Here is a 12,497-nt window from a genome sequence, read left to right on the forward strand (position 1 = left end):
CAAGGATGATCACCGCCATGAAGGTGACGTTCCGGGAGGATGGTCTCGACTTTGTCTCACTCACGGCCCCCATCATTCCCCACCACGGCCGTGCGGGTCCACCCGGTGACCTGCCTGCGGTAGCCTTGACGAGGTGTTCTCCCGTGTTCCGCGGATCGCCGCCGCTCTCGGCGCCACCGCCCTTCTCGCCCTCACCGCCTGCACATCCGAGCAGCCGGATCCGACGATCGAGGCCGCCGTCGGCCTGCCGGTCGACGCCGCCCGCGTCACCGTCGTGTCCACCGGCACCGACACCCGTGTCCTCAGTTACGCGGACGTCGATGCGGAGCAGTCCGTCGAGGTCGAAGTCGCCGAAGGTTTCGACCAGCTGATCATGCGCGCCGACGCCGTCGATGTGCAGGCTCCGGCCGGCGGTGACGTCACCCGTCTGACCGTGCCGCTGACCGGCACCACCACCGTGGCGGACGAGGCCGTCGAGGGCGAGCGCCCCGCGACCCGGGACGTCGAGTTCCGCGTCGGGCGGCCCTCCGCCGACAACCTCGAGCTCACCGACGACATCCGCTCCGCCGAGGGCTTCCTCCTGGGCTGGCGCGCCGAGGACGGCGGGGAGGTCTCCACCGTCCGCCTGGCCGCCCCAAAGGAGGCCACCGACGAGGGACGTGCGCTCGTCGAGCAGGCCCTGATGAAGCTGCTCAGCCTGCCGGTCGTGTTCCCGGAGGAGGCCGTCGGCGAGGGCGCGACCTGGTCCGTGGACACCCGCGTGACCGGCGAGTCGACGCTCCTGCAGACCGCGACGTACACCATCACCGGCATCGACGGCGACCGGGTCTCCCTGGACGTCAGCGTCCAGCAGCGCCCCGCCCTCGGTGCCCTGGAGATGGAGGACGGCCAGTCCCTCAACGTCCTCAACTCGAACACCACCAGTGAAGGCACGCTCGTCGTCGACCTCGGCAGCCCCCTGCCGGTCGACGGTCGTGTCTCCTACACCACCCGCGTCATCTACGGTGGCGCAGACTCCGACGTCCGCGTGGTCCAGGATTCCACGACCTCCCTGGCGTTCGCTGACTCCCCCGACAGTTAGGAACCACCATGGCCTCCCCACACCACATCAAGGTTGACGGTGTCAGCTTCACCTACCCCGGTTCGGTCCGGCGGGTGCTCACGGACATCACGTTCGCCGTGCCCTCCGAACGCGTGACCGGCTTGATCGGGGAGAACGGTTCCGGCAAGTCGACGCTGCTGCAGCTCATCGCCGGCGAGCTGGAACCGGACGTCGGGGAGATCACCACTCCCCCGGTCACCGGTTTCATCGAGCAGGAGACGCAGCTGCCCTTCACCTCCCCGGCGTCCGCGCTGATCGACGCCGCGGTGTCGGAGCTGCGCGACGTCGAGAAGCAGATCGCCGTGGTCTCCGAGCGCATGGCCGAGGAACCCGACAACCCGCGGTTGGCGGAGGAGTTCGACGCGGCGCTGGCGATGGCGGAGCAGTCCGGCGTGTGGGAGCTCGACTCCCGTATCGCGACGGTGCTCGCCGGGCTGGGCCTGGCGAACGTGCCGCTGGAGACGACGCTGGGCGACATGTCCGGTGGCCAGCGTCGACGTTTCGCGCTCGCGGCGCTGCTGCTGCGGCCGGTCGACGCGATGGTCCTCGATGAGCCGACGAACCACCTCGACGATGACGGCGTGGACTTCCTCATCAAGGAGCTGGAGGAGTTCAAGGGGCCGGTGCTCGTGGCCAGCCACGACCGTTTCTTCCTGGACAAGGCGGCCGACTCGCTCGTCGACCTCGACCCGGGTCTCGGGCACGAGGGCGGTGGCGGCGAGGAGACGCGGCAGGGCACGCTGTTCACGGGTTCCTTCACCGACTACCTGGAGTCCCGCGAGGACATCCGCCGCCGCTGGGAGGAGCTCTACACCGTGCAGGAGCACGAGCGGGCCCGCCTGGAGAAAGCTGCGGAGCAGACCGCGGAGGACGTGTTCCACAGTCAGGAGTCCAAGTCCGAGGTCCGCATGGCGGCCAAGTTCCACGCCGACCGTGCCGCCAAGACGGTGGGCAACCGCCTGCGTTCCGCCCGCAACCGTCTCGAGGCGCTCGAACGCGATGAACTGCCGAAGCCCCCGGCACGCCTCACCTTCCACGGCATCCCCGAGCACACGTCGGCGTCGCTGGGTGAGCCGGCGGTCCTCGCCAGGGACATCTGGGTGGGCGACCGCCTCGGCCCCCTGACCGTGAAGATGAACCCCGGCGACCACTGGCTCATCGAGGGCCCGAACGGGGCCGGCAAGTCGACGTTCCTCAAGGTCGTCGAGGGTAAGTGGGAGATCACCGAGGGGGAACTCCGCATCCCGGAGGAGGTGGTCATCGGCCGCCTCAGCCAGGATGACGAATGGACCGACCTCGACCTCACCGCGGAGGAGATCTTCGCGTCGAAGGTGCCCCCGAAGTCCCCGTCCCTGGTCGAGATGGGTCTGATGAACGAGGAGACCGCCGCCCGCCCCCTGAGCGAGCTGTCCCTCGGTCAGCGCCGCCGCGTGTCGCTGGGCATCATCCTGGCGTCACCGCCGGACATCCTGCTTCTCGACGAGCCCACCAACCACCTCTCCCTCGCGTTGGCGGAGGAGCTGGAGGAGGCCCTGTCGACGTTCCCGGGCACGGTGCTGCTGGCCACCCATGACCGGTGGATCCGCCGCAGGTGGGCGGTACGCACCGACGGCCGCGGCAAGGTGCTCACCCTGCCGGGCCGTCGGGACGATTAACTACTGGACCGGAGCTTCCTCGACCGGGGCCTCCTCAGCGGGGGCCTCCTCGGCCGGGGCCGGGCTGTAGTCGAGGCACATCTGCGGCACCTGCTCCGGTGCCACGGTGTTGGTGATCAGGGTGCAGGCCCAGGACTGGGACAGCTTCCAGGTCTCGTCCTCGTAGATGAACTCGACGTTCTCGGCCGGCTGGGCCTCGGAGTCCGGGAGGATGAAGTTGACCGACGCGAGGACGGAGTCCGGGGTGTAGCCCGGCAGGACCGGGTTGACCACCTGGAACTGCGCACCCGACTCCGCCTGGGAGGCGGCCATGGTCTCAAAGAGCTCCGGTGCGGTCTCGCCGCCCTGGACGGTGTTGACCTTCTCCTCGACCGGCACGTCCGGGTCGGTCGCACGGGCGAGGATGGCGTTGAGCTCATCCGCCGTCGGCAGTGCCGGGGCGGCGGCCGCCTCCGTGGTGGTGTCGGTCACGGTGGACTCGACGGTGCCGGTGGTGGACGTGGTGCCACCGTTGCCGTCCTCGCTGCTGCACGCGCTCATGGCCAGAGCGGCACCGAGTGCTGCGGTGATCGCGGTCATCTTGATCAACTTCACGGAAAAATACTCTCCTGTATTTCGGGGCACATCTGGTCTGCATGCTACACGCGTGGAAGTTACGGCAACACTTCATGCGGGCGTGGCACTCTGGAGCCATGACCCGTATTGCGTTGCTCACCACCGGCGGCACCATCGCCTGCACCACCGACGAGTCCGGGGCGCTGCGTCCGACGGTCTCCGGCACCGAACTTCTCGACGCCGTCCGTGACCACCTCGCCGTCCCCGCCGACGTCACCGTCCGTGAACTCACCCGTCTCGACTCCTCCGCGATCTCCCTCGCCGAGCTCGACGGACTCATCGCCGCGGTCCACTCCGCGTTGGAGGACCCGTCCATCGACGCCGTCGTGGTCACCCACGGCACCGACTCGATGGAGGACACGGCCTTCGCGCTGGACTGCTTCCACTCCGACGACCGTCCCGTGATCCTCACCGGTGCGCAGCGGGCCTTCGACCACCGTGAGTCCGACGGCCCGGGCAACCTCATCGACGCCCTCCGTCTCGCCGCTGATCCCCTCGCCCGCCGGCAGGGGGTGCTCATCGCCTTCGGCGGCTGGACCATCCCGGCCCGCGGGGCGGTCAAGCGTCACACCACGGATCTCGACGCCTTCATCTCCACCGTCCCGCGCGAGGTCCGTCGTCCCGCCTCCGTGCCCGTCGCCCCGTTGTCCGGTGTCTCCGTCCCGGTGCTCGCCTCCTGGCCCGGCGCCGACCGTTCGCTTGTCGACGCCGCCCTGCACGCCGGCGCCCGCGGACTCGTCATCGAGGCCCTCGGGTCGGGCAACATCGGCCCGGAGATGGGCGCGGGTGTCGCCGAGGCCCTGGAGTCCGGTGTCCCGGTCGTGATCACCACCCGTGTCCCCTCCGGCCCGGTCGGTCTGGCCTACGGCGGCGGGGGCGGCGGGGCGACCCTCGGCTCCCTCGGCGCCGTGAGTGCCGGGCACCTGCGTGCGGGACAGGCCCGGATGGCGCTGGTGGTGGCTCTGGCCACCGGGAATGACGTGTCTGACCTGCTGGTTTAGCGGGGCCACCCCCGGAGATCACCCCCATGTCAGGGGCGTGCTCTAGCCTCAGTTTCGAACACATGAACGAGGCTTCAACGAGGGGGTGAACCTCATGTCCGAACCGTCCTGGTCAGTACTCAACCCGCGCAGCTTCTACTCCCGTGCCCGGCGCGCCCGCGTCAAGGCCGAGTACGAGTTCTGGCACCAGCTCCGCCCGGTCGCCGACGTCGAGTCCGACGAGGACTGGACCACCCTGACCACCCTCCTCCACAAGGACACGGGCCTGACCAAGGTGCCTCTGACCCGTAACTTCGATGCCCTCGACACCCTCGACCAGCTGCCCCGGCTCAAGGCCCTGATCCGGGAGACCTTCCTGCTGGACCTGCACCACCTGGGGATCATCGACTCCGCGGTCAAGACCGCCCCTTCCGCACTGCTCCACGACGACTTCTTCTGGTCCGCCCTCGACGACGACCTGATGACGCGTTTCACCCCCTCCCGGCCCCAGCAGCTGCTGCCCGGACGGAAGGCCATCACGGACACCGTGCGCAACACCATCCGCAGCGTCGAGGACCTGGCCGCCCCGGCGCAGCCCTCCCCCTGGGGTGATCCCACCCCGCCACCCGAGCCGGAAGCCGGCCCGGTCCCCTGTGAGGATCCGGCGGCCACGATGCGTTCCCTGCCCCCGGCGGACGATGATGCCGCCCGCCTGGCCACGCTGTTCACGGAGCCTCAGCCGGACGGCACCATCCGCTTCTCCCTCACGGTCGACCAGGCCACCGGCACCCTCATCTCGGACGTCATCGCCCAGGCCGCCCACACCCGTCAGACCGGCCAGGCCCGCGCCATGGCTGATCTCCTGCTGGAGCCCGCCTCCATCCAGGTCAACTCCCTGCTGTACTCCGCGCACGACGTCGACGACGCCCCCGTCTACCACCCCACCACCGGCCTGCTCACCGAGGAGGCGGCGGCCACCCTCCAGGAGATGGTCACCCGCACCCTCGACATGGACGAGGCCCAGCAGGCGGAGACCCCGGCCCACGACATGCCCTTCCGGATCCGGTGCTGCCTCATCGGCCGGGACTGGGTGTGCCGCTGGCCGGGCTGCAATGCGAAGGCCACTCACCTGGACGGTGACCACCGCATCAACCATGCGGACGGCGGGCCGACACGTGCGGACAACATGGTCATGCTCTGCAGACACCACCACAACCGGAAAACCGATGAACAGGCCACCTACCTGCTCGACCCGGTGACCGGGGACGTCTACTGGCACTTCAAGGACGGCACCTACGCCGTCGATCTGGCCACCGGTCCGCTCGCCCCGCGGGAGCGCCGCTGGGTGCAGACCTACGCCCAGCGCAAGGCGAAGGCCCGGGAGTACGCCCACCGCAAGGCCGTCGCCGAGCAGTTCGACGCCTACCAGGCCCGCCATGAGGAACCCGAACGGTCGCCACCGCCGAGGCCCGAGCCGCTGAGTTTCCTGCCCTGGAACCAGACCTCCCCGCCCGTCGACGACCCCGACCCACCCCCGTTCTAGTGGTCCTCGGCCAACCAGTCGTCCCACGCCAGGCTCGCCAGCGGGTCCGCGGGCGTGAGTTCCGGGTCGTCCGCGTCGAAGGTCCGGGTGACTCCGGGGCCGGTGGCGCGGGTCTCGAAACGCACCGAGACTCTCCCGTGCCCCGCACCCTGCACCCAGCCGTGCCCGAACTCGGGGTGGTGGACGTCCTGGGTGGCCCGCCACCCCGTCGTCGGGGCCTCGACGTGCACCACCGGTTCGGCGACGTGGTCGCTGACCCCGGACTCGAAGTCGTCGTCCACCTCCACGATCTGCTGGTCCAGTTCGGGGAAGAGCACGTCCTGCCGGGCCTCCTCGAGGCCGGAGAAGCCGACGCCGACCAACCGGATGGGGCCGACCTCCTCGGGGTAGCGCACGAGCCGGAAGGCGGTGGCCTGGAGGGTGTCGAGGTTGTCCGTGGCGTAGGGCAGGGTCGCGGAGCGGGACTCGATGCGGAAGTCCGCCATGCGGAGTTTGACGGTGATGGTGCGGGAGCCACGACCGTCGGTGAGCAGGCGGCGGTGGGCGGCCTCGGCGGCGCGGATGACGGCGGCGTCGACCTCGGCGCGGGTGGTGAGGTCGCGGGGGTAGGTGTGTTCGGCGGAGATGGATTTCGCCTCGGCGCGGGGTTCGACGGGGCGGTCGTCGATGCCGCGGGCGAGGTTCCACAGGACGGGTCCGATGGTGCCGCCGAGGGAGATCGTGACCTCCTTCTCGGAGAGTGCGGCGAGGTCACCGATCGTCTCGACGCCGATCTGCGCCAGGCGGCCCTCCGTCACCGGGCCGACGCCCCACAGTTCCCGGACGGGCATGGGGTGGAGGATCTCGAGCTGGCGGTCACCGGGGATGACGAAGGTGCCGTCCGGTTTCGCACGCCCGGAGCCGATCTTCGCGTACTGCTTGCCGGTCCCGGCGCCGATGGAGGAGGGCAGGCCGGTCTCCTCGCGGATGAGTCGACGCAGGTCATCGGCCCAGGCACGGACCTCGTCGGGGGTGGCGCCGACGAGTTCGGCGGGCTCCATGAAGGCCTCGTCGATGGAGAGCTGCTCGACGACGTCGACACGCGTGCCGATGAGCTGGAACACCCGGCGCGAGGCCGCCACGTAGACGGGGCGGCGCGGGGCGACGAGCACGGCGGAGAAGCCGACGAGGCGGGCCGCCTGGTGGGTGGGCATGGCGGAGCGGGCCCCGAAACGACGGGCCTCGTAGCTCGCGCCGGCGACCACTCCCCTGCCGGACACCCCCGCGACGAGGACGGGGCGGCCGCGCAGGGTGGGCCGGGTCAGCTGCTCCACGGAGGCGTAGAACGCATCCATGTCGATGTGGAGGACCCAGCGTTGCATGCCGACCATCCTAGGGCCGGCGCAGGGCGACGGCGGCGACCACCAGGACGATGCCGAGGATCTCCGGCCCCGAGAGCCACTGCCCCAGGGCCACCGCCCCGAGCACGGCGGCCACCACCGGCAGCAGCGCCTGGAGCAGGGCGAAGTAGGAGGCACCCGCCATCCGCATGACCACCTGGTCCAGCGTGTAGGGGATGACCGCGGACAGCACGCCCAGCCCGAGGGCCAGGCCGAGGAGGGTGGTGCCGGGCGTCTCGACGCCCGCCGGCCACAGCCACACCATGAACGGCAGGGCCAGCACGGCCGCCAGGGAGAAACCGACGGTCATCGACGTCCGCGGGGTGTCCGACTCCCCCACGATCCGTGAACCGACGACGATGTACACCGCCCAGAGACCACCCGCCAGCAGTGCGAACGCGATGCCGGCGGCAGCCGTCGACCACACCGCCCCGGAGATGACCACCACGCCCGAGGTCGCCAGGCCGAGGGCCAGCCAGTCCCGGAACGAACGGGACCCGAGGGCCGCCACGAGCACGGGGCCGAGGAACTCCACCGCCACGGCCGTGCCGAGCGGCAGGCGGGCGATGGCCTCGTAGAAGCTCATGTTCATGCCCATCGTCGCCAGGCCGTAGACCAGCGCGGCGGGGCTCCGGAAGTCAGGGAGCCGGGGCCGGACGAGCACGAGCAGTATCAGCGCCGCCGCGGAGATGCGGAACCAGGCGACGATGACGGGCGGCAGGACGTCGAAAAGCCCGACCGCCACGGCGGCTCCCGCGTACAGGCTCACGCCTGACGCGATCATCACCGCCGGGGCGCGGAGGTTCATCGCTTCGCGACGGTCGCCTTCACGTCCTTGACGACGTCGTGGGCGTCACCCGCGAGCTCGTCGGTGGTGACGTCGAGCTCCACGGCGAGCACCTCGCCGGCGATGAGCCCGCGGTGGCGCTCCGCCCACTCCTTCTTCTCCTCCGGGACGGAGAGGACGACGGAGATGCGGTCGGAGACCTCCAGGCCGGTGGCCTTGCGGGCGTCCTGCAGGCCACGGATGACGTCGGCGGCCCAGCCCTCGGCCTCGAGCTCCTCGGTGAGGGTCATGTCGAGGACGACGAGTCCGTCGAGGCCGTCGATACGCGCGGTGGACTCCGGGTTCGCGGCGACGAGACGCTCGGTGTACTCGTCCTCGTTGAGCTCGATGCCGTCGGCGACGACCTTGTCACCGACGCGCTCGTAGTTGCCGGACTTGACGGCCTTGATCACGCGCTGGACGTCCCTGCCCAGGCGCGGGCCGGCGGCACGGGCGTTGACGACGACCTCGAAGGTGCCCACCGAGTCGACGTCGGAGGTCAGCTCGATGTCCTTGACGTTGACCTCGTCGCGGATGATCGCGGCGAAGGGGGCGAGCTGCTCCGACTCCGGCAGCGCGACGGTCAGGGACGGCAGCGGCAGACGGTTGCGCAGCTTGTGGGCCTTGCGCACCGAGGACGCCGCGGAGCAGACGCCGCGGGTGGCGTCCATGGCGGCGACGAGCTCGGCGTCGGCCGGGAAGTCCTCCGCGGACGGGTAGTCCGCGAGGTGGACGGAACGCTCGCCGGTCAGACCGCGCCAGATGACCTCGGAGGTCATCGGCAGCAGCGGGGCGGTGACGCGGGTGAGCACCTCGAGCACCGTGTAGAGGGTGTTGAAGGCCTCCGGGTGCTGGTCGTCGCCCTCCCAGAAACGGTCACGGGAGCGGCGGACGTACCAGTTGGTCAGGGCGTCGGCGAACTGACGGACGGCGTCGGTGGCGTCGGCGATGTCGGTGTTGTCCAGGGCGGTGCGGACGGTGCCGACGAGATCGTGCAGCTTCGCCAGGATGTAGCGGTCGAGCACGTCCTCCGAGTCGACCGACCACTGGGCCGGCTTCGAGGAGTACAGCTGCAGGAAGGAGTAGGCGTTCCAGATCGGCAGGAGCGCCTGGCGCACGCCGTCACGGATGCCCTGCTCGGTGACGATGAGGTTGCCGCCGCGCAGGATCGGCGAGGACATGAGGAACCAGCGCATGGCATCCGAGCCGTCGCGGTCGAAGACCTCGTTGACGTTGGGGTAGTTGCCCTTGGACTTGGACATCTTCTGGCCGTCGTCACCGAGGACGATGCCGTGGGCGACGACCTTCTTGAACGCCGGGCGGTCGAACAGCGCCACCGACAGGACGTGCAGCAGGTAGAACCAGCCGCGGGTCTGGCCGATGTACTCGACGATGAAGTCCGCCGGATGGTGGTCCTCGAAGAACTCCTTGTTCTCGAACGGGTAGTGGAACTGCGCGAACGGCATGGCACCGGAGTCGAACCACACGTCGAGGACGTCCGGGATACGACGCATCGTCGACTGGCCGGTCGGGTCGTCCGGGTTCGGGCGGGTCAGCTCGTCGATGTACGGACGGTGCAGGGACTTCGGGCGGACGCCGAAGTCGGCCTCGAGCTCGTCGAGGGAACCGTAGACGTCGACACGCGGGTACTCGTCGTTGTCGGAGACCCACACCGGGATCGGGGAACCCCAGTAGCGGGAACGGGAGATGTTCCAGTCGCGGGCGTTCTCCAGCCACTTGCCGAACTGGCCGTCACGCACGTGCTCCGGCAGCCACTCGATGTCCTCGTGGTTGAGCTCGACCATGCGGTCACGGATCTCGGTGACGCGGACGAACCAGGAGGGCAGCGCCATGTAGATCAGCGGCTCACCGGAACGCCAGGAGTGCGGGTAGGAGTGCTCGATGGTCTGGTGACGCAGGACGCGGCCACGGTCCTTGAGGTCACGGATGATGTCCCTGTTCGCGTTGAAGACCAGCTGGCCCTCGTACTCCGGGACCTGGGAGGTGAACTTGCCGTCCATGTCCACCGGGATGACCACCCCGATGTCGTACTTCCTGCAGGACTCCATATCGTCCTCACCGAAGGCCGGCGCCTGGTGGACGATACCGGTGCCGTCCTCGACGGTGACGTAGTCGGCGAGGATGACCTGGAAGGCGTTGGCCTCGTCGGCGAAGTAGTCGAACATCGGCTGGTACTGCAGACCCTCGAGCTGCGCGCCCGGGACCGTGGCGACGACCTCGTGCTCCTCACCGAACTCCTTGGCCAGGGTGCCCACCAGCGGGGCGGCCATGAGGTAGACCACGCCGTCGGCGGCACGCACCAGCGCGTAGTCGACCTCCGGGTGGACGGCGAGCGCCAGGTTCGAGGGCAGGGTCCACGGGGTGGTGGTCCAGGCGAGGGCGGCGGCGTCGGCAAGCAGCGGCTGCTCGGTGAGCGCCTTCTCCGCGGCCGAACCGGCGACGGCACCGGTGACCGGGAAGGTCACGGTCAGGGCCGGGTCCTGGCGCATCTTGTAGGAGTCGTCGAGGCGGGTCTCCTGGTTGGACAGCGGGGTGTGCTCGGCCCAGGAGTACGGCAGGACGCGGAAGCCCTGGTAGATCAGGCCCTTGTCGTAGAGCTGCTTGAAAGCCCAGATGACGGACTCCATGTAGCCCGGGTCCATCGTCTTGTAGCCGTTGTCGAAGTCCACCCACCGCGCCTGACGGGTGACGTACTCCTTCCACTCCTCGGCGTAACGGAGGACACTCTCGGCGCAGTACTCGTTGAACTTCGCCAGACCCATGTCCTCGATCTGGCCCTTGTCGGTGATGCCGAGCTGCTTCTCCGCCTCCAGCTCCGCCGGCAGACCGTGGGTGTCCCAGCCGAAGACGCGGGGCACATGATGGCCGGTCATGGTGCGGAAACGCGGGATGATGTCCTTGACGTAGCCGGTGAGCAGGTGGCCGTAGTGCGGCAGACCGTTGGCGAAGGGCGGGCCGTCGTAGAAGACGTACTCCTTCTCCCCCTCACGCTGGTCCAGCGACGCCTGGAAGGTGTTGTCCTTCTTCCAGTACTCCAGGACGACCTGCTCCATGTCGGGGAAACGGGAGGAACCCCCGGTCATGTCGACGCGGGGGTACACGCCGCCCACGGCGGTCTTCTTCTGCTCGGACATATCTTCCTTCACTCACGAGTCGTTGGTCTGTGCAGGGACGCAGCTGCTGCGCGGTACCACCCTGCTTGGGTGCCGGGGCACCCCACTTCATTCGTGGTGAAGGTCTGTCACGGTCCCACCCGTCCGGTTCTACTCGGCCCCCTTGAGCGGGTGGCCTTTCTTCCGGATGCTCCCCGGTGATGGCCGGATCATCGCTTCTGTGTTGTCACTATACACGCCACAAAAAACTCCCCGCCGCAGCGGGGAGTTCCTGTGTGGTGCTCTAGTTCTGCTTGCCGGCGTCGGCGTTCGGGGCCGCGGAACCGCGGGCCTCGAGCTCCTGCAGCTGGGTCTCCAGCAGGGTCTTCAGGCGGGTGCGGTACTCGCGCTCGTAGGTGCGCAGCTCCGCGATGCGGGTCTCCAGGGCCGTCTGCTGCTGCTTGACGGTCGCCATGATCTCCGTGTGCTTGCGCTCGGCGTCGGCCTGCAGGGCGTTCGCCTTCTCCTCGGCCTGACGGATCTGGGCCTCGGCGCGGGAGGTCGCCTGGTTGGTGGTCTCCTCCGCGCGCTTCTCAGCGTCGGCGACGAGGGACTTCGCACGGGTGTCGGCCTCGTTGATCTGCTGATCGGCGCGCTTCTTCGCGTCGGCCAGCTGGGCCTGGGACTTCTGGTCGGCGTCGGAGAGCTGTGCCTCTGCCGCGGTGCGTGCCTCGTCCAGCATGGAACGGGACTCCGCCTGCGCCTCGGAGGTGAGGCGGTCGGCCATCTCCTGGGCCAGACCCAGGACCTTGGCGGCCTGCATGTGGGTGTCCGCGGTGGCCGGTGCGGCCTGATCGGTGGCGCCGCCGGAGACGAGCTTCTGCGGCTGCTGCTGCTGGGTGGTCGCCTTCTTCTTGGCCGCCTCGAGCTCCGCCCTGGTCTTCTGCAGCTCGGCCTTGACGTTCTTCGTCTCGGACTCTGCCTTCTCGGTGGCCTTGCGGGCGTCAGCCAGCTTGGACTCGTACTCCTTGCGGAGCTCGTCCTCGATCTCCTTGCGGAGCTTGGCCTCGTCGACACCGGCCGGAGCGGTGGCACCCGCGCCGCCCTGCTCCAGCTTTGCGCGGAGATCGTCGTTGTCGTCCTGCAGCTGGGCGAGGGTGTCTTCGACGAGGTCGAGGAACTGGTCAACCTCATCCTCGTTGTAACCCCGCTTGCCGATCGGCGGCTTACTGAAAGCGACGTTGTGCACATCAGCTGGTGTCAGCGGCATTGGCGTTCCCTTCG

Annotated in this window: 9 protein-coding genes; 4 read left to right on the top strand and 5 right to left on the bottom strand. The window is 69.2% G+C overall.

Going from position 1 to position 12,497, the window contains the following annotated elements:
• Positions 1-133 precede the first annotated feature (133 nt).
• Positions 134-1,081, top strand: coding sequence for a hypothetical protein (locus GXZ33_RS01055; protein WP_291339014.1), 948 nt, complete (start codon positions 134-136; stop codon positions 1,079-1,081).
• A gap of 8 nt (positions 1,082-1,089) precedes the next feature.
• On the top strand, positions 1,090-2,757 hold the full coding sequence (locus GXZ33_RS01060; protein WP_291339015.1) for an ABC-F family ATP-binding cassette domain-containing protein: 1,668 nt from the start codon (positions 1,090-1,092) through the stop codon (positions 2,755-2,757).
• On the opposite strand, the gene GXZ33_RS01065 is transcribed toward GXZ33_RS01060, so the two are convergent.
• A complete protein-coding gene (locus tag GXZ33_RS01065) occupies positions 2,758-3,351 on the bottom strand; it encodes a hypothetical protein (protein ID WP_291339016.1) in 594 nt (197 codons plus the stop codon).
• Between the two features lie 98 nt (positions 3,352-3,449).
• Between GXZ33_RS01065 and GXZ33_RS01070 the strand changes: the two genes are divergently transcribed.
• Both GXZ33_RS01070 and GXZ33_RS01075 read left to right on the top strand, forming a co-directional pair.
• Entirely contained in the window at positions 3,450-4,373 is a 924-nt protein-coding gene (locus GXZ33_RS01070; protein ID WP_291339017.1) for an asparaginase, read from the top strand.
• Between the two features lie 94 nt (positions 4,374-4,467).
• On the top strand, positions 4,468-5,895 hold the full coding sequence (locus GXZ33_RS01075) for an HNH endonuclease (protein WP_291339018.1): 1,428 nt from the start codon (positions 4,468-4,470) through the stop codon (positions 5,893-5,895).
• Here the strand turns inward: GXZ33_RS01075 and GXZ33_RS01080 are convergent.
• The 4 genes from GXZ33_RS01080 to GXZ33_RS01095 all read right to left on the bottom strand — a co-directional run bounded on the left by GXZ33_RS01080 (position 5,892) and on the right by GXZ33_RS01095 (position 12,483).
• Positions 5,892-7,256 (bottom strand): DNA polymerase IV, encoded by a 1,365-nt coding sequence (locus GXZ33_RS01080; RefSeq protein WP_291339019.1) that lies wholly within the window; start codon positions 7,254-7,256, stop codon positions 5,892-5,894. The two genes, GXZ33_RS01075 and GXZ33_RS01080, sit on opposite strands and share 4 nt — an antisense overlap.
• Positions 7,257-7,266: 10 nt before the next feature.
• Positions 7,267-8,082, bottom strand: coding sequence for an EamA family transporter (locus GXZ33_RS01085; protein WP_291339020.1), 816 nt, complete (start codon positions 8,080-8,082; stop codon positions 7,267-7,269).
• Positions 8,079-11,255 (bottom strand): isoleucine--tRNA ligase, encoded by a 3,177-nt coding sequence (gene ileS, locus GXZ33_RS01090; RefSeq protein ID WP_291339021.1) that lies wholly within the window; start codon positions 11,253-11,255, stop codon positions 8,079-8,081. The genes GXZ33_RS01085 and ileS overlap by 4 nt, the downstream gene beginning before the upstream one ends.
• 262 nt (positions 11,256-11,517) lie before the next feature.
• Positions 11,518-12,483: a DivIVA domain-containing protein gene (locus GXZ33_RS01095; protein WP_291339022.1), complete on the bottom strand. Its 966-nt coding sequence runs from the start codon at positions 12,481-12,483 to the stop codon at positions 11,518-11,520.
• Between the last annotated feature and the right edge of the window lie 14 nt (positions 12,484-12,497).

The sequence above is a fragment of the Corynebacterium sp. genome (assembly GCF_012838985.1).
Taxonomy (GTDB): Bacteria; Actinomycetota; Actinomycetes; order Mycobacteriales; family Mycobacteriaceae; genus Corynebacterium.